23 protein-coding genes are annotated in these 24,877 nt (G+C 61.1%); 13 read left to right on the forward strand and 10 right to left on the reverse strand.

Annotated elements, in window-relative coordinates; translation table 11 throughout:
• Nucleotides 1-188: 188 nt before the first annotated feature.
• Both GR212_RS09485 and GR212_RS09490 read left to right on the forward strand, forming a co-directional pair.
• Entirely contained in the window at nucleotides 189-1,241 is a 1,053-nt protein-coding gene (locus GR212_RS09485) for an adenylate/guanylate cyclase domain-containing protein (RefSeq protein WP_163986215.1), read from the forward strand.
• Between the two features lie 163 nt (nucleotides 1,242-1,404).
• Nucleotides 1,405-2,763, forward strand: coding sequence for an esterase-like activity of phytase family protein (locus tag GR212_RS09490; RefSeq protein ID WP_163986334.1), 1,359 nt, complete (start codon nucleotides 1,405-1,407; stop codon nucleotides 2,761-2,763).
• Nucleotides 2,764-2,830: 67 nt separating this feature from the next.
• Here GR212_RS09490 and ppx read toward each other — a convergent pair whose 3' ends face one another.
• The 4 genes from ppx to GR212_RS09510 all read right to left on the reverse strand — a co-directional run bounded on the left by ppx (nucleotide 2,831) and on the right by GR212_RS09510 (nucleotide 8,486).
• Nucleotides 2,831-4,351 carry an exopolyphosphatase gene (gene ppx, locus GR212_RS09495; protein WP_163986216.1) on the reverse strand — a complete coding sequence of 507 codons (1,521 nt, stop codon included), beginning with the start codon at nucleotides 4,349-4,351 and terminating at the stop codon, nucleotides 2,831-2,833.
• A gap of 11 nt (nucleotides 4,352-4,362) precedes the next feature.
• A complete protein-coding gene (locus tag GR212_RS09500) occupies nucleotides 4,363-6,564 on the reverse strand; it encodes an RNA degradosome polyphosphate kinase (protein WP_163986217.1) in 2,202 nt (733 codons plus the stop codon).
• A 75-nt stretch (nucleotides 6,565-6,639) separates the two neighbouring features.
• The gene (gene hdaA, locus GR212_RS09505) at nucleotides 6,640-7,353 is read right to left on the reverse strand and encodes a DnaA regulatory inactivator HdaA (RefSeq protein ID WP_163986218.1); all 714 of its coding nucleotides are present in this window, start codon (nucleotides 7,351-7,353) and stop codon (nucleotides 6,640-6,642) included.
• A complete protein-coding gene (locus GR212_RS09510; protein ID WP_163986219.1) occupies nucleotides 7,350-8,486 on the reverse strand; it encodes an AI-2E family transporter in 1,137 nt (378 codons plus the stop codon). The genes hdaA and GR212_RS09510 overlap by 4 nt, the downstream gene beginning before the upstream one ends.
• 222 nt (nucleotides 8,487-8,708) lie before the next feature.
• Between GR212_RS09510 and purM the strand changes: the two genes are divergently transcribed.
• On the forward strand, nucleotides 8,709-9,782 hold the full coding sequence (gene purM, locus GR212_RS09515; RefSeq protein WP_163986220.1) for a phosphoribosylformylglycinamidine cyclo-ligase: 1,074 nt from the start codon (nucleotides 8,709-8,711) through the stop codon (nucleotides 9,780-9,782).
• Nucleotides 9,779-10,450 (forward strand): phosphoribosylglycinamide formyltransferase, encoded by a 672-nt coding sequence (purN, locus tag GR212_RS09520; RefSeq protein WP_163986221.1) that lies wholly within the window; start codon nucleotides 9,779-9,781, stop codon nucleotides 10,448-10,450. The genes purM and purN overlap by 4 nt, the downstream gene beginning before the upstream one ends.
• Nucleotides 10,451-10,515: 65 nt before the next feature.
• Here purN and GR212_RS09525 read toward each other — a convergent pair whose 3' ends face one another.
• From GR212_RS09525 to GR212_RS09535, 3 genes are all read right to left on the reverse strand, one after another.
• Nucleotides 10,516-11,685 carry an alpha-D-ribose 1-methylphosphonate 5-triphosphate diphosphatase gene (locus GR212_RS09525; protein WP_163986222.1) on the reverse strand — a complete coding sequence of 390 codons (1,170 nt, stop codon included), beginning with the start codon at nucleotides 11,683-11,685 and terminating at the stop codon, nucleotides 10,516-10,518.
• Nucleotides 11,686-11,835: 150 nt separating this feature from the next.
• The gene (locus tag GR212_RS09530; RefSeq protein ID WP_163986223.1) at nucleotides 11,836-12,429 is read right to left on the reverse strand and encodes an NUDIX domain-containing protein; all 594 of its coding nucleotides are present in this window, start codon (nucleotides 12,427-12,429) and stop codon (nucleotides 11,836-11,838) included.
• The gene (locus tag GR212_RS09535) at nucleotides 12,426-14,549 is read right to left on the reverse strand and encodes a molybdopterin-containing oxidoreductase family protein (RefSeq protein WP_246725718.1); all 2,124 of its coding nucleotides are present in this window, start codon (nucleotides 14,547-14,549) and stop codon (nucleotides 12,426-12,428) included. Before GR212_RS09535 ends, GR212_RS09530 begins: the two co-directional genes overlap by 4 nt.
• A gap of 81 nt (nucleotides 14,550-14,630) precedes the next feature.
• Here GR212_RS09535 and GR212_RS09540 point away from each other — a divergent pair, with 81 nt between their 5' ends.
• Both GR212_RS09540 and GR212_RS09545 read left to right on the forward strand, forming a co-directional pair.
• Nucleotides 14,631-15,482 (forward strand): 23S rRNA (adenine(2030)-N(6))-methyltransferase RlmJ, encoded by an 852-nt coding sequence (locus tag GR212_RS09540; RefSeq protein ID WP_163986225.1) that lies wholly within the window; start codon nucleotides 14,631-14,633, stop codon nucleotides 15,480-15,482.
• Between the two features lie 33 nt (nucleotides 15,483-15,515).
• Nucleotides 15,516-16,109, forward strand: coding sequence for a glutathione S-transferase (locus GR212_RS09545; RefSeq protein WP_163986226.1), 594 nt, complete (start codon nucleotides 15,516-15,518; stop codon nucleotides 16,107-16,109).
• Between the two features lie 108 nt (nucleotides 16,110-16,217).
• Here GR212_RS09545 and GR212_RS09550 read toward each other — a convergent pair whose 3' ends face one another.
• Nucleotides 16,218-16,850, reverse strand: coding sequence for an outer membrane protein (locus GR212_RS09550; protein WP_163986227.1), 633 nt, complete (start codon nucleotides 16,848-16,850; stop codon nucleotides 16,218-16,220).
• A 363-nt stretch (nucleotides 16,851-17,213) separates the two neighbouring features.
• On the opposite strand from GR212_RS09550, the gene GR212_RS09555 reads away from it, so the two are divergent.
• From GR212_RS09555 to GR212_RS09575, 5 genes are all read left to right on the forward strand, one after another.
• Complete coding sequence (locus GR212_RS09555; RefSeq protein WP_163986228.1) at nucleotides 17,214-17,981, forward strand: SDR family oxidoreductase; 768 nt, start codon at nucleotides 17,214-17,216, stop codon at nucleotides 17,979-17,981.
• Nucleotides 17,978-20,017 carry an excinuclease ABC subunit UvrC gene (gene uvrC, locus GR212_RS09560; protein WP_163986229.1) on the forward strand — a complete coding sequence of 680 codons (2,040 nt, stop codon included), beginning with the start codon at nucleotides 17,978-17,980 and terminating at the stop codon, nucleotides 20,015-20,017. The genes GR212_RS09555 and uvrC overlap by 4 nt, the downstream gene beginning before the upstream one ends.
• Nucleotides 20,018-20,227: 210 nt before the next feature.
• Nucleotides 20,228-20,815: a CDP-diacylglycerol--glycerol-3-phosphate 3-phosphatidyltransferase gene (gene pgsA / locus GR212_RS09565; RefSeq protein ID WP_163986230.1), complete on the forward strand. Its 588-nt coding sequence runs from the start codon at nucleotides 20,228-20,230 to the stop codon at nucleotides 20,813-20,815.
• Complete coding sequence (moaD, locus tag GR212_RS09570) at nucleotides 20,816-21,070, forward strand: molybdopterin converting factor subunit 1 (RefSeq protein WP_163986231.1); 255 nt, start codon at nucleotides 20,816-20,818, stop codon at nucleotides 21,068-21,070.
• A 71-nt stretch (nucleotides 21,071-21,141) separates the two neighbouring features.
• Nucleotides 21,142-21,606 (forward strand): molybdenum cofactor biosynthesis protein MoaE, encoded by a 465-nt coding sequence (locus GR212_RS09575; RefSeq protein ID WP_163986232.1) that lies wholly within the window; start codon nucleotides 21,142-21,144, stop codon nucleotides 21,604-21,606.
• Nucleotides 21,607-22,218: 612 nt separating this feature from the next.
• Here the strand turns inward: GR212_RS09575 and GR212_RS09580 are convergent.
• Nucleotides 22,219-23,115 carry a branched-chain amino acid ABC transporter permease gene (locus GR212_RS09580; RefSeq protein WP_163986233.1) on the reverse strand — a complete coding sequence of 299 codons (897 nt, stop codon included), beginning with the start codon at nucleotides 23,113-23,115 and terminating at the stop codon, nucleotides 22,219-22,221.
• Between the two features lie 66 nt (nucleotides 23,116-23,181).
• Between GR212_RS09580 and GR212_RS09585 the strand changes: the two genes are divergently transcribed.
• Both GR212_RS09585 and GR212_RS09590 read left to right on the forward strand, forming a co-directional pair.
• Nucleotides 23,182-23,730, forward strand: coding sequence for a CGNR zinc finger domain-containing protein (locus tag GR212_RS09585; protein WP_163986234.1), 549 nt, complete (start codon nucleotides 23,182-23,184; stop codon nucleotides 23,728-23,730).
• Nucleotides 23,727-24,236, forward strand: a complete 510-nt coding sequence (locus GR212_RS09590; protein WP_163986235.1) for a hypothetical protein — start codon at nucleotides 23,727-23,729, stop codon at nucleotides 24,234-24,236. Before GR212_RS09585 ends, GR212_RS09590 begins: the two co-directional genes overlap by 4 nt.
• 73 nt (nucleotides 24,237-24,309) lie before the next feature.
• Here the strand turns inward: GR212_RS09590 and ndk are convergent, their stop codons facing one another.
• Complete coding sequence (gene ndk / locus GR212_RS09595) at nucleotides 24,310-24,732, reverse strand: nucleoside-diphosphate kinase (protein WP_113347435.1); 423 nt, start codon at nucleotides 24,730-24,732, stop codon at nucleotides 24,310-24,312.
• Nucleotides 24,733-24,877: the final 145 nt, after the last annotated feature.

A 24,877-nucleotide genomic window follows, 5' to 3' on the forward strand; every position in this document is an offset into this window, starting at 1 on the left:
GACATTGTTCTTTCCCAGCGCTTCGCGATTGCGTATGATTCGCGGATCGAGACGCTGGTCGCCATCACGATTGCGCCGCAAATCTCGTAGAATGAACGTCTTGTGTAGTCGTTATATTCGATGACGTTCCGGTTTGCCGGCGCAATCCCGCGTCGATGAAAGGCGTCGGTTCTTGGCGGAAAAAGTGAATGGGTATTCTCCATTCGATACGCAATTGGATCCTGACGTCGCTGTTTCTCGCTTCGACGGGCGTCATCTACGCCAAGGTGTTCTTTCCGCAATCGCCGGAATATATCGGCGCGGTCTTCGCCCTGTTCTGCGGCATGCCGTTGCTGGCTTTCGAGCGCCGCATCATCCTGCCGCGGCTGAATGTCTGGATGCACCGCCTGCCGACGCCGGCCTTCATCCTCTCGGCCCTCGTCGTCGACTTTCTTCTGATGAGCGTCGGCTACGCCATGGCTGGCAGCCTTCTGAAGCTGCTGGGCCTGGTGCAGGCCTCCTGGGAAGACCTGACGGTATTGAAGGTCGATGTCTACATCTATGCCGTCGCGGTGACGGCCGTCGTCATCTTCGTCAGCCGCGTGCGCGAACTGCTCGGCCGCGATGTCTTCCTCAGCCTGCTGACCGGCAGATATCGCAATCCGGTACAGGAGGAGCGCGTATTTCTCTTCATCGATCTCGTTGGATCCACTGCCTTCGCGGAGGAACACGGCGACCTCAAGACACAGGAGTTTCTTGGCGCGGTGTTCGGCGCCATGGCCGAGCCGGTGCGACGGCATTACGGCGCGATCGACGACTATATCGGCGACGCCGCCATCATTACCTGGCCGCTCAAGCGTGGCGTCAAGAATGCCAACTGCGTGCGCTGCGTCTTCAGTATCCTCGACGACATCGAGGCGAATGCGGAAACCTGGCTGAAATCCTATGGCAGGGTGCCGCGCCTGCGCGCCGCCCTGCATGGCGGCAGCATCGTTACCGCCGAAATCGGCGTCGACCATCACAAGATCGCCTATTTCGGCGACTCGGTGAACACGACCGCAAGGCTGGAATCGCTGTGCAAGACACTGGAACGCCAGGTGCTGATTTCCAGCGACCTCGCAAGGCGGCTCGAACTTCCCGAAGCGATCATCAAGGAAGAGCTTGGCGACCATGCCGTTCGCGGCCGCGACCAGTCTCTTGGCGTCATCGCCCTTCACACACAGGACCGGCAAGTGCTGATGACTGCCCGCAACAGATCGTAAGCAATACAAATCATCAGATGCATTTCTATGTCGATGCACGCCCTGGCTTCACACCCTATGGGTTGTCCACAGTCACCAAATCTTCACCTAAGCGTTAATTCGCCGACATGGCTCGCCTGTTAAGCGGGGTTGTTTTCGCCAATCCCACCAACAAGGTGACATGATGACAAGAATTCTTTCCGCCTCCACGGCACTCTTCATTTTGCTTGCCGCCTCGGCCCAGGCAGACGAACAGCAGTTCAAGGCAAAGCTCGCCGGACAGGCAATCCTGCCGGCCAACACGATCGTTGCCGCCCCTGGCGACGCACCCGATTTTCTGAAGACCTCCGGCAAGTTCACGACGCCGGACCGCAAGCGCACCGACGCGCTCGGCACCGTGCCCGGCAAGGACGGCGCCCGCGTCACCGACCTGAAGCTGCCCTTCGACGGCCAGCCGATCCAGGGCTTTTCCGGCATCAAGACCATGCCGGACGGCACCTTCTGGACGCTGTCCGACAATGGTTTCGGCTCCAAGCAGAATTCCTCCGACGCCATGCTTTTCCTGCACCAGCTCAAGTTCGACTGGGACGGCGGCAAGGTCGAAGTCGTCAAGAACCTGTTCCTGTCCGATCCGAACAAGAAGGCTCCCTTCCCGATCGTTCTGGAAGGCGCCGACAAGCGTTATCTGACCGGCGCCGATTTCGATATCGAATCGATCCAGCCGGTTGCCGATGGCTTCTGGATCGGCGAGGAATTCGGTCCCTACCTGCTGAAGTTCGACACCGACGGCCAGCTGACCGACGTCTTCCCGACGACGCTCGACGGCAAGCCGGTCATGTCTCCCGACAATCCGCTGCTGCAGCTGCCGGGCAACCCGACGCAGAAGATGCCCGCCTTCAACCTCAAGCGCTCCGGCGGTTTCGAGGGCCTTGCCATGTCGAAGGACGGCTCCAAGCTCTATGGCCTGCTGGAAGGCCCGATCTACAAGGATGACGGCCAGATGGAGAGCGTAGATGGCAAAACGGCCATCCGCGTCATCGAATTCGACGTCGCCTCGAAAAGCTGGACCGGCCGCAGCTGGCTCTATCCCTTCGCGGACAAGGGCGTCTCGATCGGCGATTTCAACATGCTCGACGAAACGACGGCATTGGTCATCGAACGCGACAACGGCGCCGGCACGAAGGACAAGGCTTGCGCCGATCCGAAGCAGCCGACACCGGATTGCTTCGAGGCTCCGGCCGAACTCAAGCGCGTCTACAAGATCGAGTTCAGCGACGCCAACGTCGGCAAGGCCGTCCGCAAGATCGGCTATATCGACCTGATGCACATCGAGGATCCGGACCACAAGCGTCGCCAGGGCGGCGGCGAAGGCTTCTACGACATGCCCTTCGTCACCATCGAGAATGTCGACCGCATCGATGCCACGCATATCATCATCGGCAACGACAACAACCTGCCCTTCTCCGCAGGCCGCGCCGTCAACAAGGCCGACGACAACGAATTCAGCATTCTTGAAGTCGGTGATTTCCTGAACGCGAAGTAAGCCGCGACGAAACCGCCTCTCCCCGCCATACGGGGAGAGGCTTCCGGCCTGTTCGAAACAGGCAGACTTATTCGAAGCAGAAAGCCAGCCGGCGGTTCGTGAGCTTGCCGAGCTGCTGCAGGCGACCGTCGAGCCTTTCGCCGGCAAAGTCGTGATATTCGGCAGGAACGACGAATTCGAGGTCCAGGTCCGGGTTTGTCGAGCGTCGGAACGACAGATTGCGCACGACACCGGGCATGGATGCGGAAAACAGATAAACGACACGCAGCAGGCCGCCGAGCAGCTTGGCGCGCTCGACGAATTGCGGCGTGGCGATCGTCGACAGCGGTCCCGTCGCTCCGTCGTCGCTCAACCCCTCGAAACGGAAGTAATTGGCAAGCGCGATGAAGGCGCGGCCGGCATGGGTAATGCCGACAAAAGACGTGTGGGCGATGATGTTCAACGCCTGCAGGCCGCGATAATCCGGATGCGCGCGCCAGCTGATGTCGGCAAGCAGGCAGGCGGCCTGACGATAACGGCTCTCCTCTTCCGTCTCGGTGATGCCGAAGAACGGCATCATGCGCCCCGTCCATTCGGCCAGCTCGCGGGCATGTTCCGGCGAGCGGGCGCGCAGGATGGCAAGCTCGCCGGCCGCGACCAGCAGCGGATCGCTGTTGCGCTCGACTTCCGTCAGCAACGAATAGAGGTAGCCCTCGCGCACACCCTGCGCGGAAAAGGAGATGACGGACGGCTTCATGGCCGCCAGCACCTCGCGCATGGCGACGGCGCCGAAAGGCAGCAGCGAACGGCGATGCTTGGAAACCGCCTGCAACGCGGGATCCTTCGAATCCTTCGATTCGACGATCTGATCCAGAAAGCGGATCATCTCTTCAAGCGACACTTCATAGCCCTGCATCATGTGCAGCGGATATTTGCGCATTTCCATGTGCAGCTTGGCGATGTTTCGCCAGGTGCCGCCAACCGCATAGAAGGTTCGCCCCTCGCCCTTGCTCAAAAGCTTGGCCGTCTTGACATGCTTGCGCGCGAAGCTGCGCGCCTTCTCGATCGAGCCGCCGGCATATTCGGAAAGCCGCAAGCCACCGAGCGGCAGCGTGATGCCCTTGCCGATTTCCCGCTCCCTTATGTCGATCAGTTCGAGCGAACCGCCGCCGAGATCGCCGGCTATGCCATCGGGATGGAAGAAACCGCTGACGATGCCGAGCGCGGAGAAACGTGCCTCCTCCTCGCCGGACAGCACGCGCACCTTGCGCTGAAGGATGGATTCGGCCTGATGGATGAATTGGGGACCATTGCTGGCCTCGCGCGCCGCGGCCGTCGCCAGAACGTAGATCGTGGATGCGCGCGCCTGATCGGACAATGCCTTGAAGCGATGCAGCGCAGCAAGAGCCCTCGCCACGCTCTCCTCATCCATCTTTCCCGTCAGCGCTATGCCCTTGCCGAGGCCGCACAGCACCTTCTCGTTGAAAAGGATGGTCGGCGACCGCGAATGGCCCTCATAGACGACGAGACGGACCGAATTCGACCCGATATCGACGACGGAGACAGGGGCAACACCCGGAAGGCGTCCCTGGGCTTCAGATTCAACCATGCAGGTCCAATTTATATGTTACGGCCCGACAGCAGCCCAGCAATCAGTTTCGGTGCGCTGGATTTCAAGGCTTCGCCACGGCCCGACAGGCTGGGATTGGTCATGAAATACTGCTGAGCATTGAACGGCTCTTCTCCCTTGCGCACCTCGATGCGCCTTGAAGTCCCGTCCGGCAATATCTCGTAGCTCTGTTGATTGTCAATGATATTGCCCAGCATGATCTGCGAGAGCACCTGCTCATGCACGGTCTTGTTGGTCAACGGCACAAGCGTCTCGACGCGGCGGTCGAGGTTTCTGGGCATCAAGTCGGCCGAGCCGATATAAACCAACGCCTTGTCCGACGGCAGGCCGTGACCATCGCCGAAGCAGAAGATCCGGCTATGCTCCAGGAAGCGTCCGACGATGGATTTGACGCGGATCCTCTCGGAAAGACCCGGGATCTGCGGGCGCAGGCAGCAGATGCCGCGCACGACCAGGTCGATCTCGACGCCGGCATTGCTGGCGCGATAGAGCGCATCGATGATCTCCGGATCGACCAGGGAGTTCATCTTCATCCAGATGGCCCCGGGACGGCCGTTCCGGGTGTGCTCGATCTCGCCTTCGATATGCTGGAGGATACGCGGGCGCAGCGTATGCGGCGAAACCGCGATCTTCATCCCGTCTTCAGGCTCGCCGTAGCCGGTGATGAAGTTGAAGATGTTCGCCATGTCATGGGCGATCTTCGGATCGCAGGTGAAGTAGGACAGGTCCGTATAGATCTTGGCGGTGACCGGATGATAGTTGCCGGTGCCGAGATGGCAGTAGGTGCGCAGCTTGCCGTCCTCGCGGCGCACGACCATCGACATCTTCGCATGGGTCTTGAGCTCGATGAAGCCGAAGACGACCTGCACGCCGGCTCGTTCAAGGTCGCGGGCCCAGCGGATGTTCGCCTCTTCGTCGAAGCGGGCCTTGAGTTCGACCAGCGCCGTGACGGACTTGCCCATGTCGGCGGCGTCGATCAACGCACGGACGATCGGGCTGTCGTTCGAAGTCCGGTAGAGCGTCTGCTTTATCGCCAGAACGTCAGGATCGCGCGCAGCCTGGAGAAGGAACTGGACCACCACGTCGAAGGATTCATAGGGGTGGTGGACGACCATGTCCTTTTCGCGGATGGCGGCGAAGCAATCGCCGGCATGCTCGCGGACACGCTCAGGAAATCGGGCATTGTAGGGTTCGAAACGAAGGTCGTCGCGCGGCGCCTTGCAGATCTCGGACAGGGTGTTGAGCGCCAGCAGGCCCGGCAGAACCGCGATGCGGTTTTCCGGCACGTTCAGCGACTCCACCACGAACTGGCGAAGCTCGAGCGGCATTTCGGAGTCCGTCTCGATGCGGATCACCGAGCCGCGGCGGCGGCGCTTCAATGCGGTTTCGAAAAAGCGCACCAGATCCTCGGCCTCTTCCTCGACTTCGATATCGCTGTCGCGGATAAGGCGGAACGTACCCGAACCCTGCACTTCGTAGCCGGGATAGAGGCGTTGAATGAAGATGTTCACGACATCTTCAAGCGTGATGTAGCGAATGACGTTGCTCGCGTCCGGCAGGCGAACGAAGCGGTCCAGCGCCGGCGGCAGGCGCAGCAGCGCCGTCATCGGCTCGCGGCCGTTCATGCTCTTCAGCTGCAGCGCGATGGAGAAGCCGAGGTTCGGAATGAACGGGAAAGGATGGGCTGGGTCGATGGAGAGCGGCGTCAGGACAGGGAAGATCGCCTGTTCGAACTCGGTGTGGAGCCATTGCCGATCCATGTCGGAAAGGGCAGCCGGGCGGACGATGAGAATGTCTTCCTTGGCGAGGTATTGCTGCAGGACGGCAAGCGAAGCCTGCTGCTCCATCTGCAGATTGTCGATCTCGCGCAGGATATCGTCGAGCTGTTCGGCAGGCGTCTTGCCGTCGGGCGTGCGCACCAGGATCTTCTGGCGAACCTGGCCTTCGAGGCCGGCGACACGCACCATGAAGAATTCATCGAGGTTGGCGGCGGAAATGGAAAGGAACCGGACCCGCTCCAGCAGGGGATGGGCCGTGTTCAGCGTCTCCTCGAGGACACGGCGATTGAACTGCAGCCAGGAAAATTCGCGGTTGATGAAGCGTTCGGGGCTCGTCAGCAATTCGCTGACGGGTGGGGCCGCCTCCGGAGCCTGCTGGTTGGCGTCCTGATGTTCCGTGAGTGCCGAGTCCATGTTCCACCTACCCTCTTTCCAATCCTGTGCCACGTATATCAGTTTGACGACGGAACTGTGACAGTCGATGTCAGCTCAATCCGGCTGAGCGGAATTGCCCAGTTCGTTCAAGACTTCGGCGGCCAGCAGGCGCGTGATCCTTGTACCCCGCCCGAGTGCCAGCCGATCCAGCCTGTCGACGATCAACTGCGCCGCGTTGAGGGAGCGCTCCATGCGATTGACAATATAAAGGACGAGTTTGTCATCGATATAAAGCTGGCGGTCGGCGAAGAGCTTGACGATCACCTGCGACAGCAATTCTTCGTCGGGCTCGCCGATTTCGACCACCGTCGCGGCCTTCAGGCGGGAGCGCAGATCGGGCAGCGTCACCGGCCAGGACATCGGCCAGAGCCGGCTCGTCATCAGAAGACTGGTGCCGTTTTCGCGAACGCTGTTGATGACATGGAAGAGCTCCGTATCGTCAAAGCCGACACGATCCACGTCCTCGAAGATAACCGGGCCGTGGGACGCCGCGATCGCGGCGGCGGAACCGACCACCGGATGGATGTGGACGGCGGCGCACCGCTCGCTCCAGATGCTGGCGAGATGCGACTTCCCCGAGCCGACCGGGCCCGCCAGAATGACCACGGGCGATGGCCAATGCGGCCAGGAATCGACGATCTTCACCGCAGCACTCAGCGGATCGGCGACGAGCAGGTCATCGCGGCCGCTTGCGGGGTCGTGCGTAAAGGCCAAGGGTAGCTGTTCGGCGATCCTGCGCCTCACATCAGCGTTCTTTGCATCGGTCATGTCTGGCTATTCTCGGGCTTGCCGGCCTTGGCTCTGCGCGCCTTGCCCGCTTCCGAGCGTCCGTAATAGAGATCGCTCTGAAGGTAACGCGAAAGGGCGAAGCGGACAAGGACGCCGCATGCTGCCGCGGCAGGAACCGCGATCAGCAGCCCGACGAAGCCGAAGAGAGCGCCGAAGGCGAAAAGCGCGAACATCAGCCAGACCGGATGCAGGCCGACGCTTTCGCCCACGAGCTTCGGTTGCAGCACGTTGCCTTCAAGGAACTGGCCGGTGAAGAAGACGGCCAGCGTCAGGCCGACCCAGATATAGTCGGGCCAGAACTGCACCAGCGCGACGCCGACCGCCAGGATGAGGCCGACCAGCGAGCCGACATAGGGAATGAAGCTGATCATGCCGGCAAAGAGGCCGATCAGCAGGCCGAAATTCAGCCCGACCAGCGACAGGCCGACGCCGTAGTAGACGCCGAGGATGATGCAGAGCGAACCCTGGCCGCGAATGAAGCCGGCGATCGCCTGATCGATTTCCGTTGCGATCTGGCGAACGGTGGCGACATGGTCGCGCGGTATCCAGTTGTCCACCTTGGCGATCATGCGATCCCAGTCGAGCAGGATGTAGAAGGCGACGACCGGCGTGACGACCAGCAGCGAGATGATGTTGACCAGCGCCTTGCCGGAACTCCAGATCTGCGCGAACAGCCCGCCGACGAAGCTCAGGCCATCCGACATTATGCTGGAGAAATTATCCTTGATCGCGCCGAGTTGGTTGCGGATCCAGTCCGGCAGCACCATCGTCTGCGCCTTGGCGACCAGCTGCTGCATCTGCTGCACATAGGCCGGTATGTGCTGGATGAAGTCGTTGAACTGGTTGATGATGATCGGAATGAAGATCGTCAGCGCCAGCGCGAAGATCAGGATGAAGGATACGAGGATCACCACCGTCGCCATCAGGCGGCTAAGGCCGATCCGCTCCAGCCGATCGGCGACCGGATCGAGGAAATAGGCGACCGCCATGCCGGCGATGAACGGCAGCAGGATCGTGCTGAAGACATAAAGAAAGGCGACGAACACGACGAGCACGATCACCCAGAAAGTGACTTGACGCTTGAGGCTCGCCCCGCTGACCTTTTGCTCCATCGTCTTCCCCGTCGTTTCCAGCCCGTTTGCCGCACGCTTAGGACATAGGATGATGCTGCAATTATGGTCAAGCCTGAGACCGGAAATCCCCCTCGGGCGATGGGAAGCGGGGAAAATCGCGGGGTTTGCGGCGCTTGCGCCTTGCATAAAGGGCCCTATCATGCAATGGCGACCCGATCAAAGCCCTGTCGCGACGGACAGGTGGCCATCGGAGGCGGAAGCATGAGCCAGTCTGGAAAAAACGGTCTGACCTATAGCGACGCGGGCGTCGACATCGACGCCGGCAACCTGCTGGTCGAAAAGATCAAGCCCGCCGTCCGTTCGACGCGTCGTCCCGGCGCCGACGGTGAGATTGGCGGCTTTGGCGGCCTCTTCGATCTCAAGGCCGCGGGCTTCACCGATCCGGTACTCGTCGCCGCCAATGACGGCGTCGGCACCAAGCTGAAGATCGCCATCGACGCGAACTACCACGAGACCGTCGGCATCGATCTCGTCGCCATGTGCGTGAACGATCTTGTCGTCCAGGGCGCCGAACCGCTGTTCTTCCTCGACTACTTCGCCACCGGCAAGCTCGACCCCGACCAGGGCGCGGCGATCGTCGGCGGCATTGCCGCCGGCTGCCGCGATGCGGGCTGCGCGCTGATCGGCGGCGAGACCGCGGAAATGCCGGGCATGTATTCCCACGGTGACTATGATCTGGCGGGCTTTGCCGTTGGCGCCGCCGAACGCGGCCAGCTGTTGCCCTCCGGCGATATTGCCGAAGGCGACATCATCCTCGGCCTCGCCTCCTCCGGCGTTCATTCCAACGGTTTCTCGCTGGTGCGCAAGATCGTCGAGCTGTCCGGCCTCGGCTGGGACGCGCCGGCTCCCTTTGCCGAAGGCAAGGCGCTCGGCGAAGCGCTGCTGACGCCGACGCGCATCTATGTGAAGCCGCTGCTCAAAGCCATTCGCGAAACGCATGCCCTCAAGGCGCTCGCCCACATCACCGGCGGCGGCTTCCCGGAAAATATTCCGCGCGTGCTGCCGAAGCATCTCGCCGCCGAAATCGATCTCGCCGCCGTCAAGGTGCCACCGGTCTTTTCGTGGCTTGCCAAGGTCGGCGGCGTCGAGGCCAAGGAGATGCTGCGCACCTTCAATTGCGGCATCGGCATGATCGTCGTCGTGGCTCCGGAAAACGTCGAGGCCGTGAAGGCCGCGCTTGAGGCCGAAGGCGAGGCAGTCGTTACGCTCGGCCGCATGATCGCCCGCGAAGAAGGCGCCCACGGCACCGTCTACAAGGGCACGCTTGCTCTATGACCACGCCGCGCAAACGCGTCGTCGTCTTTATTTCCGGCGGCGGCTCCAACATGCTGGCTCTTCTGAAAGCCACGAAGGCAGCCGACTACCCGGCCGAAATCGTCGGCGTCATCTCCGACAAGGCGGATGCCGGCGGGCTAGCAAAGGCTTCAGCCGAAGGCATCGCCACCTTTGCTTTCGTCCGCAAGGATTTTGCCAGCAAGGAAGCCCATGAAGAGGCGATCCTTGCGCAGCTGAAAGCCCTCTCGCCCGATATCATCTGCCTTGCGGGCTATATGCGCTTGCTCACCGCCCGCTTCATTCAGGCTTATGAAGGCCGGATCATCAATATCCATCCTTCGCTGCTGCCACTTTTCCCCGGCCTGCACACGCATCAGCGCGCGATCGACGCCGGCATGCGCATTGCCGGCTGCACCGTGCATTTCGTCACCGAAGGCATGGATGAAGGCCCAGTGGTCGGCCAGGCGGCCGTGCCCGTCCTCAGCGACGACACCGCGGACAGCCTTGCCGCCCGCGTGCTTACGGTCGAGCATCAGCTCTATCCGCAATCGCTGCGGCTGTTGGCGGAAGGCAAGATCAGGATGGAAGACGGCAAGGCCGTCAGCGTTGCGAGCGCGCCAGCTATCCAGGGACGGCAGGTCTTGTCACTGCTCGGTGATGTGAATTAATCAGGGGCTGTCGCTCCAGGCTGCCCCCTCATCCGGATGAGGGGGAGCAAACAATCCGATTTTGCTCAGGCGGCCATCGCCATCAGCGGATGCAGCGTGCCGTCGCTATAGACGATGCGGCCGCCGCGGAAGGTTGCTCGGATGCGGTGGACCGAACCGGGCTCGACGGCGACCAGATCGGCGAGCTGACCGATGGCGATTTCGCCGCGATCCATCAGGCCGGCCGCACGAGCGGCATTGGAGCTTGCCGTGGCGACCGCCGCCGGCAGGCCACCGGCAACGACTTCCGCAATCTTGAAGATCGCCGGCACGAAAGCGGCCGGGTGATAATCGGCCGCGATGATGCCGAGCAAGCCGGCGCGGGCAGCATCCAAGGCGCTGAGATTGCCGGACATCGATTGGCCGCGCAGTGCGTTCGGCGCGCCCATCAAGGTCCAGAGGCCACGGCGGCAGGCTTCTTCCGCAGCCGGCCCGGTGACCGGAAACTCGCTGATCGTCACGCCGAGATCGTGCATCGCCGCCACCTTTTCGGCGCTGTCGTCGTCATGCGATGCCAGTGACAGATTATGTTTCAGCGACAGCCCGACGACATCATGCAGCTTGCGCTCGATCTCCGGATCCTGGCGCTGCGCGATGCGGTTTGCCACAACTTCCTCGGCCGCCTCGCGTGACATGGAGCGGCGCTCGGACATGCTGCGGATATAGCTTTCGATGTCGTTATACTGGCCCTGCCCCGGCGTGTGGTCGGTCAGGGAGACCATGTCGACGGACCCCTCCTCCAACAGCCGCTCCAGGGTCGGAGCCGCGCCGAGATTGGTGATTTCGTAACGCGCATGGACGCGATGATCGATCAACAGTTCGTCGCGCAGGCTGCCGATGCCGCGGATAACAGCGGAGGTGGTTTCCAATGAGCGGACGTGACCGTAGACGCTTTCGGTCGCAAACGAGAGTGCCGCAAAGGCCGTGGTGACGCCGGCTGCCGCCAGCTTCTTGTCCAGCTCGTGAATGCCGAAATCGATCGGCATCATCGCATTCGGCCGCGGCGCGATCTCGCGCTCCACCATGTCGCAGTGCAGGTCGACGAAACCCGGCATCAGCAGGCGTCCGCCGCCGTCGAAGGTCGGCCGCTCAACCGGCTCGGAACGGATTTCGGCAATCACGCCGTCCTCGATGCGCACCGCGCCCCGGTCGACGACTTCATTGGGAAGAACGAGCGTGAAATTGCTGAGCCACATCGGCTTTCTCCTGAAACAGCGTCAATGATCGAAGGAGGCTCGGAAACATTCGAATGTTTTCGGCCAGCACGCCCCGGTAAGCTCGATTCGTGACACTGTGATGAATGGCGGCAGGCAGAGTTTCAACAAAGCTCCCGACCGGTCGCCGAGTTATTTCAGACCGGCCAAATTCAACGCCGCCCATTGCAGCAGCATGATCGTCTTGGCGTCATAGATATCGCCCCTCCCGATCATTGCCAGCGCCTCGGACAGCCGAACCTCCAGGACCTCGATATCCTCATGCTCCTCCGCAAGCCCGCCACCATCGGCAACGCGATCTGTCGTGTCGATCACCGCGGCGAAGAAATGAATGACCTCGGTCGAGGAGCCCGGCGAGGTCAGCGCCTTGAAGAGGAAGCGGACGTCGCGGACGCGAAAGCCGGTCTCTTCCATGGCTTCGCGGCGGATCGCGGCTTCCGGATCGTCGCCGTCGAGCAGACCGGCGGGCACTTCGATCATCCAGGCCGGCTCACCGACAAGCTGCGCCGGCAGACGAAACTGCCGAACCAGCACCACCGTTTCGCGCTTGGGATCGTAGAGCAGGATGCATGCGGCTGGCGTGCGGTGATAGACCTCGCGCTTCAGGCGATGCTTTTCGCCTTTTGAATCCGTGTAGTCGACATCAAAGCTGCTCAGCCGCGTCCATTGATCCGCCAGCGTCTTCTCGCCGGCGATTTCGGCTTTCGCCTTTCCGAATCCAGTCATGCCATATCCTTGCGGAGCCATACCTTGTTGTCGTGGACGGCTGCGCCGCCATAGGGCGCGACCGGATCGGCGCCGGTGAGCACATTGATGCCCTCGCCGTCGACATGGGCCTTGTTCGGCCAGAGACCTTCGGCGATCAGCACGCCAGGCTTCACTTCCGTCGTCACGCGCGCATGCAGGCGGATATCGCCGCGTCCATTGCCGATGCGAACCAGCTCGCCATGGTCGACGTCGAGCCGTTCGGCATCGACCGGATTGATCATCACCTCGGGGCGTCCTTCCTTCTGCCGCGACGTCTTCGTTTCCGCGAAGCTCGAATTCAGGAAATTGCGCGACGGCGACGTCGCAAGCCGGAACGGATGCTCGGGATCGGCCACCTCGATGACATCGACCTGATCCGGAAACGCCGGCAGCTCGACATGGGGGCCGAGTAGACCCACCGACGCGGGCGGCCGGTTCGGCGCCGGCTGGTTGGCCCAATCGGGACGGAAGCGGAACTTGCCGTCCGGATGGCCGAAACCGTTGAGAAAATGCGCCTCCTCGAAGGCCGGCTGGCGGTCGAACCATTTATGCTCGAGGAAATGATCGTAATCCGGCAGGCCGCTTTTCGACAGAACCCTGTCGATCATCTCGCGGGCGGAGAAGCCGAAACCGGGACGATCCGCCACGCCGAGGCGCTTGGCCAGTTCCTCGATGACGAAGAGATTGCTGCGCACCGTCGGCGGCGGCTCCACCAGTTTCGGGCCGAGAAGAATGTGGTTCTGGCCGCCGGCGCGGTAGATATCGTCGTGCTCGACGAACATGGTGGCGGGAATGACGATATCCGCCATCTCGGCCGTATCCGTCATGAACTGCTCGTGCACGGCGACGAAGAGGTCGGATCGGGCGAAGCCGCGCTTCACCAGCCGCTGCTCGGGCGCGATGTTCATCGGATTGGTGTTCTGGATCAGCATGGCCGTCACCGGGCCGCGATGGCGAAGCGCCACGGCATCGCCGGTCAAGGCACGGCCGATCTGCGACTGGTCGATCATGCGGACGTCGAGATCCTTCATGGCGCGGCCGGTCAGTTCGCTTGCGTCCATGCGGAAGATATCGCTGTTCGAATGAAAGGCGCCGCCGCCTTCATACTGCCAGGAGCCGAGAACGGTGGCGATCGACGCGGCCGCATGCATGGCGATCGCGCCGTTGCGCTGGCGGGTGAAGCCATAACCGAGGCGGAAATAGGTCTTCTTCGTCGTTCCCACCAACCTGGCGAAAGCTTCGATCTCGTCCACCGAAAGGCCGGTAATGCCTGCAGCCCATGCCGGGGTCTTGGACTTCAGATGCTCTTCGAGCCCAGCCGGATCGTCGGCATACTTGGCCATATAGGCGCGGTCGGCATAGCCGTCGCGGAAGGCGATGTGCATGACGGCGCAGGCCAGCGCCGCATCGGTGCCCGGCTTGACGATCAGCGCCAGATCCGCCTGCTTCATCGTCGGGTTGTCGTAGATGTCGACGACGACGATCTTGGCGCCGCGCTCCTTGCGGGACTTGATCGCATGCGTCATGACGTTGACCTGCGTCGCGACCGCGTTCGTGCCCCAGATGACGACGCAATCCGTACGGCCCATCTCCCGCGGATCGGGGCCGCGCAACACGCCCGTCGCCATGGTGAACCCGGTCCAGGCGGGATTGGTACAGATCGAGGAGAAGAAGCCGGAATAACGCTTGGCGTGGCGCAGGCGCTCGATGGAATCGCGCTGCACCCAGCCCATCGTTCCGGCGTAGAAATAAGGCCAGATCGCCTCGCTGCCATCCTTGGCCTCTGCCTTGACGAAGGCTTCGGCGATCTCGTCCAGCGCGGCGTCCCAGGAAAGCTCCTGCCAGCACCCCTCGCCCTTGGCGCCGGCGCGGCGCAAAGGTTTCATCAGGCGATCGGGGTGGTAAAGCCGCTCGGCATAGCGCGCGACCTTTGCGCAGATGACGCCCGAGGTATAGGAATGATCGCCCGCGCCACGAACACGCCCGATCCTGCCATCGTCAGTCAGATCGACCTCCAGCGCGCAGGTGGAGGGACAGTCATGCGGACAGGCCGTGTGCCCGACACGCGATTTGGCTTGGATAGGGGTCGCAATGTTCATGATGTTTGTATATTTCAAGCAATGTCCGGCCACTAGAGACAATCCGGCTCATCTCAACAATTCATGCGGACTTCACCGACAATGAACTATCGGCACATCTACCACGCGGGCAATTTCGCCGATGTTTTGAAACACGCGATCCTCGCCCGCCTCGTCCGCTACATGCAGAACAAGGACAAGGCATTTCGCGTCCTCGACACGCATGCCGGCATCGGGCTTTACGATCTTTCGTCCGAGGAAGCCCAGAAGACGGGCGAATGGCGCGATGGCATCGGGCGCTTGCTGGAAGCGGAGTTGGTGCCGCAGGTGGCCGGCCTGCTGGAGCCCTATCTTGCCGCCGTCCGCGAGATCAACCCGGAAGGCGGCGTCAGGCTTTATCCCGGCTCGCCGAAGCTGGCGCGCATGCTGTTTCGCCCGCAGGACCGGCTGTCGGCCATGGAGCTGCACCCGGACGATTTTCAGCGGCTTCACCGCCTGTTCGAGGGCGATCACCACGCGCGCATTACCGAGCTGGACGGCTGGCTGGCGCTTGGCGCGCATCTGCCGCCGAAGGAAAAGCGCGGCATCGTGCTCGTCGATCCGCCCTTCGAGGAAGACGGCGAATATGAGCGGCTGGTGGACGGCCTGGCAAAGGCCTGGCGCCGCTTTCCGGGCGGCACCTACTGCCTCTGGTATCCGATCAAGAAGGATGCGCCGATCAAGCCGTTTCACGAGGCACTGCAGGCGCTGGAAATCCCGAAGATGCTCTGTGCCGAGCTGACCATCAAGAGCGACCGCGGCTTCACCGGGCTAACGGGCTCCGGCCTCATCATCGTCAACCCGCCCTTCACGCTGAAGGACGAGTTGCATGCGCTGCTGCCGGCTTTGAAGGATATCCTGGCGCAGGACCGTTTCGCCTCGCAGCGTGCCTTCTGGCTGCGCGGCGAACATTGAGATTTTTCCCGCCCATATCCCACAGGTGATTTCATGAGACTTCTTTGCTCGCCCACCTCTCCCTTCTCCAGCAAGGTGCGCATGGCGGCACGCCATCTCGGCGTCAGGCTGGAGGAAATCCATGTCGATACGAATGCCGGACCGTCGCTTCTCATCGACAACAATCCGCTCGGCAAGATCCCGACATTACTGACCGGCGACGGCGAGGCCATTTTCGACAGCCGCTCCATCATGCACTATTTCGATCGAAAGGAAGGCAGGCTCTATCCGTCGAAGAAGGGCAAGCGGACCGAGATCGAGGTCCTGGAAGCGCTGTGCGACGGCGCCAACGAGTGCCTGCTGTCGATCGTCTACGAGCGGCGCTTCCGTGACGCGGACAAGCAGTACCAGCCATGGATCGACCGGCAGTGGACGAAAGTCAGCCGCGCGCTCGCCCATCTCGACGCCGAGCCGCCGAAGATCGGCAGGAAGCTGCATGCGGGACACTTCGCGCTTGCCGCCCTGATCGGCTATCTGCAGCTTCGTTTCGAAGGGCAGTGGGAAGCGGACCATGCGGAGCTCATCGACTGGGCGCACAGGTTCGAGAAGCACTTTCCGGACTATCCGGCGATGAAGCCCCATGTCTGACGGCCGGCGGCCGTAATCCGCAGCCGATCAGATTTTCAATATTGGACAAACAAAGAGGCCGGGGCAAAACCCCGGCCTCTTTGTTCTTCAGGCGATGCCTTCAGATGATTAGAACTTGACGCCGATACCGACCTTGACGCTCTGTTCGTCGTAGCCGCGCGAGAAGCTGCCGGAGTCGAGGTTGAAGTCCTTCCGGCCGTAGTCGGTGTAACGGTACTCGAGGCGAGCCGTGATGTTGTTGGTGATGAAGGTTTCAGCACCTGCACCGACCGTGTAGCCGACAGCCGTCTTGCTTTCAGACGAGGTATCGTCGGAGAGCTTGTTCTGGCCGAGTGCCAGGCCGGCCGTGCCGTACAGCATGAACGGATTGAAGTCGTAACCGAGGCGGCCGCGAACCGAGCCGTTGACGCCGTTCTTGGCGGTCAGGCCGTTGCGGGTGCTGTCGGCGCCGGAGTAGCCGAGGTCAGCTTCAACGCCATATACGATCTGGCCCTGCTGCCAGTTGTAGCCGGTGAAAGCCTGGCCACCAAAAGCGTAGGCATCGCCATTGCGGTTGAAGTGACCGGCGTTCCAGTCGCCAGCGCCACCGATGTAGAAGCCGCTCCAGTTATTGACGGCCGGAGGTGCATCCTGCGCGACAGGCGGCTGCGGGATCTGCTCAACAGCGTCTGCAGCGTGAGCTGCGGTGTAGCCGCCGAGAGCGAGAGCGGAGACCATGAGGGTCGTTACGAGAGTACGCATACTTTTCTCCTTTCAGTCTCGTGGGCTTCGCTTACTGTCTTTAACTTCGAAGCGTCACGAGCAATTAAAACATATCCCTCCCGGATCGATGCTGAAATTGGAATGCAAATGAGGAATTGGAAGAGCCAAAATATGATATCATTGTGGCACAGGCATGGCTGAATTTCGATGTTGCTTCACCGCAACAGACGAATTGTTAACCATAACCAATGGTTAAAGCGTGTATACTTATTTTTATCTAAATATATTTCAAGCTTTACATAAGAAACACCAAAGGCGCTATTCGCTCGAACATCTTTTCATATGGTGTATCGACGCACTATATGAGCGTCGATCGGGTAACGACGAGAAAAAGGCGACATCTTGAGCCAGGAAAAACTACGCACGGCATTGATCACCGGCGCTTCCAAAAGAATAGGCCGGGCGATTGCCGAGGATTTGGCGGACAACGGCTTCGCAGTCGCGGTGCATGCCAACCAATCCTTCGCCGAAGCCTCGGAGATCGCGGCGAAATTGCGGCAAAAGGGCCGGAAGGCAATTGCGATCAAGGCGGATCTGCAGGATTTGGGCGAGACGTCGACGCTTGTCGAAAGAGCTTTTTCCGAGCTCGGCCCGCTCGATCTTCTGGTCAACAATGCGTCGGCTTTCCTCGGCGATTCCGCCGAGCGCTTCGATGCCGCGGCCTTCGAGGCGCACTTTGCCGTCCATGTCCGCGCACCGTCGATTCTGGCGGCGGATTTCGTCCGGCAGCTTCCCGAGCCGTATCCGGGCCTGATCGTCAACATGGTCGACCAGCGGGTCTGGGCTCTGAACCCGCGCTTCTATTCCTATACGCTGTCCAAGGCGGCGCTGTGGACGGCGACCCAGACGATGGCACAGAGTTTTGCGCCGCGCATTCGCGTCAATGCCATCGGCCCGGGTCCGACCGTGCGCAGCGTGCGGCAGACCGAGGAGGACTTCCAAGCGCAGATCGACGGCCTCATATTGAAGGCAGCGCCGGGGCTCGAAGAATTCGGCCGCACCATCCGCTTTCTTTTTGACACGCCCTCGATCACGGGCCAAATGATAGCGCTCGATGGCGGCCAGCACCTTGCCTGGGAAACGCCAGACGTGTCGGAGAGTGCGGAATGAATGGAAGAAAGCTGCCCGATGGCGGCATTCTCTACGACGAATCAGAAGATACCGATGACGACATCGAGGTGGAAGGCGATGCCGCCGCCAGCCCTGCCACGTCCATCGACTGGAACGAGGGCGTCAAGAGCGAGACAGGGCTTCGCGGCGCCGAGCTGATTGCCGAATTCGTCAAGCGGCTGCCCAACAATCCCGGCGTCTACCGCATGTTCAACGAAAGCGGCGACGTGCTCTATGTCGGCAAGGCGCGCAACCTGAAGAAGCGCGTCTCCAACTATGCGCTGGGCAAGGTCCATTCCAACCGCATCGCCCGCATGGTGCGCGAAACCGCCAACATGGAGTTCGTCACCACACGCACGGAGACGGAAGCGCTGCTACTGGAAGCGAATCTCATCAAGCGCTTGCGTCCGCGCTTTAACGTTCTGCTGCGCGACGACAAATCCTTTCCGTATATCCTGATCACGGGCGCCCATCGCGCGCCGGCCATCTTCAAGCATCGTGGCGCGCGGGCGCGCAAGGGAGACTATTTCGGCCCCTTCGCTTCGGCGGGCGCCGTCGGGCGCACCATCAATTCGCTGCAGCGCGCCTTCCTGATCCGCACCTGCACCGACAGCGTCTTCGAGACGCGCACGCGGCCCTGCCTGCTCTACCAGATCAAGCGCTGTTCGGGCCCCTGCACGCATGAGATCAGCGATGCAGGGTATGCCGAGCTGGTGCAGGAGGCGAAAGACTTCCTTTCCGGCAAGAGCCAGAACGTCAAGGCGCACATGGCCGAGGCGATGAACGCCGCCGCCGAGGATCTGGATTTCGAGCGCGCCGCGATCTTCCGCGACCGGCTGGCGGCGCTGTCGCATGTGCAGAGCCATCAGGGCATCAATCCGGCCGGTGTCGAGGAGGCCGATGTCTTCGCCATCTATCACGAGGGCGGCATTTCCTGCATTCAGGTCTTCTTCTTCCGCACCGGCCAGAACTGGGGCAACCGCGCCTATTTCCCGAAAGCCGATCCGGCGCTTTCGGGCGCCGAGGTGCTGAACGCCTTCCTGGCGCAGTTCTACGACGACAAGCCCGTGCCGCGGCAAATCCTGCTTTCGGAGACGGTCGAGGAAATCGATCTTCTGGCGGCAGCCCTCGGCGAAAAGGCCGGCCACAAGGTCGCGATCCTCGTGCCGCAGCGCGGCGAGAAGCGCGATCTGGTCGATCACGTCGTTGCCAACGCCCGCGAGGCGCATGGCCGCAAGCTCGCGGAGACCGCCTCGCAATCGCGGCTGCTGGAAGGCTTCAAGGAGACGTTCCAGCTTCCCTACGTGCCGCAGCGCATCGAGATCTACGACAACTCCCACATCATGGGAACGAATGCCGTGGGCGGCATGGTCGTGGCCGGGCCGGAAGGCTTCGTCAAAAGCCAGTACCGCAAGTTCAACATCAAATCGACCGACATCACCCCGGGCGACGACTTCGGCATGATGCGCGAGGTCATGACCCGCCGCTTCTCCCGGCTGCTGAAGGAGGAAGGCAAGCCCGATCGCGGCGCTGCCGCCGACGCTACCGTGGATGCGGCCGATCGCCCCTTCCCGTCCTGGCCCGATATCATCCTCATCGACGGCGGCCAGGGGCAGATGACGGCCGTACGGGCCATTCTCGAGGAGCTCGGCATCACCGACAGCGTCATCGCCATCGGCGTCGCCAAGGGCGTCGACCGCGATGCCGGACGCGAGCGTTTCTTTGCCCCATCCCGCGAGAGCTTCACGCTGCCGCCGCGCGACCCGGTTCTTTATTTCATCCAGCGCCTGCGCGACGAAGCCCACCGCTTCGCCATCGGCTCGCATCGGGCCCGGCGCAAGAAGGAGATGGTGAAAAACCCGCTCGACGAGATCGGCGGCATCGGCCCTTCGCGCAAGCGCGCGTTGCTGCAGCACTTCGGTACGGCGAAAGCCGTGTCGCGCGCCGCCCTGTCGGATCTGATGGTCGTGGAGGGCGTTTCGGAAGCCGTCGCGCGGCAGGTCTACAACCATTTTCACGAAGACGCCGCGAAATAAGAAAAGCTGGTCGCAAATTCCACGCAATAGCGGTGAAAAAACAGAAACAATATTGACGATAAGGTAGCCAAACCATCATCTAGGACTTGATCCCAAAAAGTGCGAAGCGGTTTTTGGATAAGATCAGGATCAATCAAATGCCCGGAGCAAGATGAGACCGAATTCGAGCCTCATCACGATCCGCCGAGACAACGAAACGAAATGATTTTCATGGCTTCGCGCGCTTACAGCATTCCCAACCTGCTCACCTACGGCCGCATTCTCTGCGTGCCGCTGATCGTTCTGTGCTTCTTTGTCGAAGGCAAGCTGGAAGGTTCCGATTTCGCGCGATGGGTTGCGCTCTGGATCTTCGTCATCGCCTCGATCACCGATTTTCTCGACGGCTATCTCGCCCGCATCTGGAACCAGACCTCCAATATCGGCCGGATGCTCGATCCGATCGCCGACAAGCTGCTGGTCTCCGCGATCCTGCTGCTCGTCGCGGCCGACGGCACCATCGCCGGCTGGTCGCTCTGGGCGGCCATCATCATTCTTTGCCGCGAAATCCTGGTATCCGGCCTGCGCGAATATCTGGCGGCCTTGAAGGTGAGCGTTCCCGTGACGCGCATCGCGAAATGGAAGACGACGGCGCAGCTCGTCGCCATCGCCTTCCTGCTGGCTGGGCCGGCGGGTGACAAGGTGCTACCCTACACGACGGAGATCGGCATCCTCCTGCTGTGGATCGCGGCCCTGCTGACCATCTACACCGGCTACGACTATTTCCGCGCCGGGCTGAAGCATATCGTGGATGATGAATGAATGACGAAGCTCGTCTATTTCGCCTGGGTGCGTGAGCGGATCGGCAAAGCGGAAGAGGAGATTTCTCTTCCCGCTGACGTCGTTACCGTTGGCGATCTCCTGAGTCATTTGAAGACCTTGGGAGAGGAATACGAGACGGCACTTCAAGTCCCCGAGGCGATCCGCGTTGCCATCAACATGGAGCACGCCGACCACGACGAGCCCATCGCCGGAGCGCGGGAGATCGGGCTCTTCCCGCCGATGACCGGAGGGTGAGCGATGGTTGGCCTGCAGAGATCCGAAGAAGTTTTTCCTTCTCCCCCAACGGAGAGAAGAGGAGCGGGTAGATGACCTCGCCACTCGTCAAAGTTCAGCGCGAGGATTTCGAGCTTCAGGCAGAGATCGATCGTCTGACGGCAGGACGGCACGATATCGGCGCTGTCGTCACATTCTCTGGGCTCTGCCGCGACGAAGGTGGAATGCTCGGCGACCTCGAACTCGAACACTATCCCGGCATGGCCGAGGCGGAGATTACCCGCATCGCCGCGCTCGCCATCGAACGCTTCGAGCTTCTCGGCCTGACGGCCATCCATCGCTACGGCAAGATTATCCCCGGCGAGAACATCGTCCTCGTCATCGCCGCCGCCTCGCATCGGCAGGCTGCCTTCGACGGCGCCAATTTCGTCATGGATTTCCTGAAGACTTCCGCGCCCTTCTGGAAAAAGGAGCATGGGAAGGACGGCGAAGAAGGCGGCTGGATTTCCGCCAAGGATGCCGATGATACGGCTCGGACCAAATGGAAATTGTCGTAGCCTGTTCATTAACTGTGAATAAGTTGTGGAAAAACAGTTATTCACAACATTGATTGCATGATCTCACGCCCGGAATCATTCTTGCGCAAACACAATATATATGCGATTAATTGTCGCAACCACCAGATATAGTGGCGAACATGATGACAATCGCGATGCAGCATCGATTCGTCAACCAGCAATTTGACTTTTCCAAGCCAAATTCGCGAGCGAGCAGCAATTGACGATAAAAGTGAGTGCGGAGAATATTAATGTGGGTGAATCGAGTTCCAGCTCGATCCACCCGCGGAACAGTGAAAAGCGGTCCCACCGCCTCTTTGTCCGATTGCTTCTCAGCATCGGCATGCTGTTCTTTTGCGACTGAAAAGTCAAGTCGGTGGGAGAAAGGAGAACAGGACATGCCAGTAGGAACGACTGCATCGACTGGGCACAAGTGCCCTGAAAGTGGCGTCTGGAAAGTTATGGGAACACCTACAACTACTGCTCCCATCGCTAAAGGTAACGTGATGCCGCCTTATGGCGGCAGATCGGTGAATTGGATTCTTATCCAACTCGCATAGCAAATCAGACCTCCCGATACGAAACGACCGATACTAAGCATCGGTCGTTTCACTAAATGACTGGGCGCTCGCGCCGGCTCAAGACCAGCAGCAGCACGAGCAACGAGAAGATGACGAAATCGCGCCACAGGAACGGGCCGTAGGCCCCCCACATGGTTTCGGACAGGCCCAGCAACGCCGCTCCGCCCGCCGATTTCAGCGGATCGGAATAGCCGCCGACGGCCGCGATCATCAGCACCTTGAGCCCGAACATCAGCCCTGCCCCGAAATCCATCGTTCCGTAGTAGGAGGTGGCGAGCAGGCCGCAGATGGTTGCGACCAGCGCCGAAGCGACATAGGCGAGCAGGAAGACACGATCGGCGCTCGCGCCGCAAAGTTCGGCGGCGAGCGCATCGTCGGTCACCGCCCGCCAGATCCGCCCCCAGCCGGTACATTTCAGCACATAGGCGCCGGCAAGGATGACAAGGATCATCAGCCCCGTGTTGAGCAGCTGGATTTCGGTGAGTGTCACCCGGAAATCGCCGCTGTCCCAGAAAACGATCGCGCCGTTCAGGAAAGGCGGCAGCCAGATGCCACGGGTATTCGATGCCAGTCGCGCGGTCTCCATCAGGATAATCATCATGCCGAGCGCGGCGACGATGATGGTGTTCGGGGATTTGCGCGACAGCGGCAGCATGATCGCGCGGCCGACGAGGAAGCTGGTGCCGAGCGTGTAGCCGACGGCGATGACTGCACCGAAGATAAATGCGGCCGGCAGGATCAGATACATTCTGGTGTAGCCGACATCTGTAAAGAGCACGAGCATCTGACCGGCAAAGGCGAACAGCGCGCCATAGGTGATATCGGCCCGTTTCATCACCCCGAACGCAATCGAATAGCCGAAAGCCAGCGTCGCATAGAGTGCAGCGAGCGGGACGGCATTCGCCAATTGCTGCAAAAGATAGGCCATGCGCTCCTCCGAAGAACAAGCAAATAGTAACTGGCAAAATCTATTTTACCAGTTATAATTTTCGGCATGAGCTTTTCCTGGACTCCACATCGCTTTTCCGGTGGCGCGCTGGCGCTCGATGTCGCCAACAGCGTGATCCTGCGCCATGACGACGAGCGCCGGACCGATCGTTTCGAGGCGCCGGGACAGATGGACAGCTTCCCGAAAGCGGCCGCCAATTTCTGTGCCGAACGGGCGCTTTTCGGCGATATCCTGCCGGTGCAGCGGGAAAACAGGGCCAGCTTCATTTCGTTGCGCGAGACGATCGATCGCTATTTCCGGGCGCGGGTTCTCGGCGAGGGCACCGATGCGCTGCTTGCCGATCTTCTTGCCGCCCTGGCAGATGTCCTGAAGCGAGCCTCGGCCGATGGGCTGGATGCCGCGACGGTGCATTCGACGCTGCGCCTCATCGCCATGCCCGATCCCGAGCGGATGAAAATATGCCGCAACTGCGGCTGGCTGTTCATCGACCGCAGCAAGAACAAGAGCCGCGCCTGGTGCGACATGGCGGTCTGCGGCAACCGCGCCAAGGCAAGCCGGCACTACCGGCGCAAGAAGGAGGAAACCGCGCCATGAAAATCCGAACGATCATCCTGACAGCGGCAATCGTCGGCACGGCGCTGGCCGGTTGTCAGAGGAAAGACGACGAAGGGCCGACCCAGCTGAGCGGACGCCTCTTCATCTTCAACTACCGTGTGGCGAGCGCGAGCTACATGATTACGCTGAAGAAGATCGCCCCGATCCCCGACGGCACGACGGCGGTCGCGGAATTCGAAAATCCCGCCGGCGGCGATCCGCTCGTCGTCCAGCAGAAGATCTATTCCTTCTGGGACAAGATCACGCTGGAAAGCCCCGATCTGCATTGCGTGCGCAAGGACCGCCCCTATTCCGTCTCGATCAAGCTGGTGGATGCCAGCGACAAGACGATCCAGACGATCAAGACCGAAGTCAAATCCGACCTCGACCAGACCGTGCTGCCGACGAAGCCGCTTGTCGTCGGGCCGGTCTATACCGCCAATCCGGATGTCTTCAAGGGAGATGGCAGCGCCGATTACGGGCATGACGCCGCCTGCCCTGCATGAAAAAAGCCGGGATCGAAATCCCGGCTTTGATGAGTCAATTCAAATCGTTCAGCGCTGGAGCTGAGAGGCTGATTCAGCCGACGATTTCGGTTTCGGAGAACCAGTAGGCGATTTCGACGGCAGCCGTTTCCGGAGCGTCCGAGCCGTGAACCGAGTTTTCGCCGATCGAAAGAGCGAAGGTCTTGCGGATCGTGCCTTCGTCAGCGTTCGCCGGGTTGGTCGCGCCCATGATTTCGCGGTTCTTCAGGATGGCGCCTTCGCCTTCCAGAACCTGAACGATGGTCGGGCCGGAGGTCATGCCTTCGACGAGTTCGCCGAAGAACGGACGTTCCTTGTGAACGGCGTAGAAGCCTTCGGCTTCGCGCTTGCTCATCCAAACGCGCTTGGAGGCGATGACGCGCAGGCCGTTGTCTTCAAAAACCTTGGTGATGGCGCCGGTCAGGTTGCGCTTCGTCGCGTCCGGCTTGATCATCGAGAAAGTACGTTCAATCGCCATGGGTTCATTCCTTGTAATCAGAGAAAAGTGGGCGGTGTTTACCTGCCTCAAAGCCCGAAAACAAGGGGGATCGCCCAATTTCACGCCGCTGTCACAGTCAGGCCGAGCGATTCGCGATCGGCCCGATAGCGAAGCGGCGGCTCAC

This window comes from Martinezella lusitana (assembly GCF_010668395.1).
Classification (GTDB): Bacteria; Pseudomonadota; Alphaproteobacteria; order Rhizobiales; family Rhizobiaceae; genus Rhizobium; species Rhizobium lusitanum_A.

Coding starts and splice junctions, on each gene's coding strand:
- GR212_RS09580 (WP_163986233.1), bottom strand. CDS start 23,115: ATGGCCTATCTTTTGCAGCAATTGGCGAATGCCGTCCCGCTCGCTGCA.
- GR212_RS09540 (WP_163986225.1), top strand. CDS start 14,631: ATGAACTATCGGCACATCTACCACGCGGGCAATTTCGCCGATGTTTTG.
- GR212_RS09585 (WP_163986234.1), top strand. CDS start 23,182: ATGAGCTTTTCCTGGACTCCACATCGCTTTTCCGGTGGCGCGCTGGCG.
- GR212_RS09500 (WP_163986217.1), bottom strand. CDS start 6,564: ATGGACTCGGCACTCACGGAACATCAGGACGCCAACCAGCAGGCTCCG.
- ppx (WP_163986216.1), bottom strand. CDS start 4,351: ATGGTTGAATCTGAAGCCCAGGGACGCCTTCCGGGTGTTGCCCCTGTC.
- GR212_RS09530 (WP_163986223.1), bottom strand. CDS start 12,429: ATGACTGGATTCGGAAAGGCGAAAGCCGAAATCGCCGGCGAGAAGACG.
- GR212_RS09550 (WP_163986227.1), bottom strand. CDS start 16,850: ATGCGTACTCTCGTAACGACCCTCATGGTCTCCGCTCTCGCTCTCGGC.
- GR212_RS09575 (WP_163986232.1), top strand. CDS start 21,142: ATGACCTCGCCACTCGTCAAAGTTCAGCGCGAGGATTTCGAGCTTCAG.
- hdaA (WP_163986218.1), bottom strand. CDS start 7,353: ATGACCGATGCAAAGAACGCTGATGTGAGGCGCAGGATCGCCGAACAG.
- GR212_RS09485 (WP_163986215.1), top strand. CDS start 189: ATGGGTATTCTCCATTCGATACGCAATTGGATCCTGACGTCGCTGTTT.
- uvrC (WP_163986229.1), top strand. CDS start 17,978: ATGAATGGAAGAAAGCTGCCCGATGGCGGCATTCTCTACGACGAATCA.
- GR212_RS09490 (WP_163986334.1), top strand. CDS start 1,405: ATGACAAGAATTCTTTCCGCCTCCACGGCACTCTTCATTTTGCTTGCC.
- GR212_RS09525 (WP_163986222.1), bottom strand. CDS start 11,685: ATGTGGCTCAGCAATTTCACGCTCGTTCTTCCCAATGAAGTCGTCGAC.
- moaD (WP_163986231.1), top strand. CDS start 20,816: ATGACGAAGCTCGTCTATTTCGCCTGGGTGCGTGAGCGGATCGGCAAA.
- GR212_RS09545 (WP_163986226.1), top strand. CDS start 15,516: ATGAGACTTCTTTGCTCGCCCACCTCTCCCTTCTCCAGCAAGGTGCGC.
- purM (WP_163986220.1), top strand. CDS start 8,709: ATGAGCCAGTCTGGAAAAAACGGTCTGACCTATAGCGACGCGGGCGTC.
- pgsA (WP_163986230.1), top strand. CDS start 20,228: ATGGCTTCGCGCGCTTACAGCATTCCCAACCTGCTCACCTACGGCCGC.
- ndk (WP_113347435.1), bottom strand. CDS start 24,732: ATGGCGATTGAACGTACTTTCTCGATGATCAAGCCGGACGCGACGAAG.
- GR212_RS09535 (WP_246725718.1), bottom strand. CDS start 14,549: ATGAACATTGCGACCCCTATCCAAGCCAAATCGCGTGTCGGGCACACG.
- GR212_RS09510 (WP_163986219.1), bottom strand. CDS start 8,486: ATGGAGCAAAAGGTCAGCGGGGCGAGCCTCAAGCGTCAAGTCACTTTC.
- purN (WP_163986221.1), top strand. CDS start 9,779: ATGACCACGCCGCGCAAACGCGTCGTCGTCTTTATTTCCGGCGGCGGC.
- GR212_RS09590 (WP_163986235.1), top strand. CDS start 23,727: ATGAAAATCCGAACGATCATCCTGACAGCGGCAATCGTCGGCACGGCG.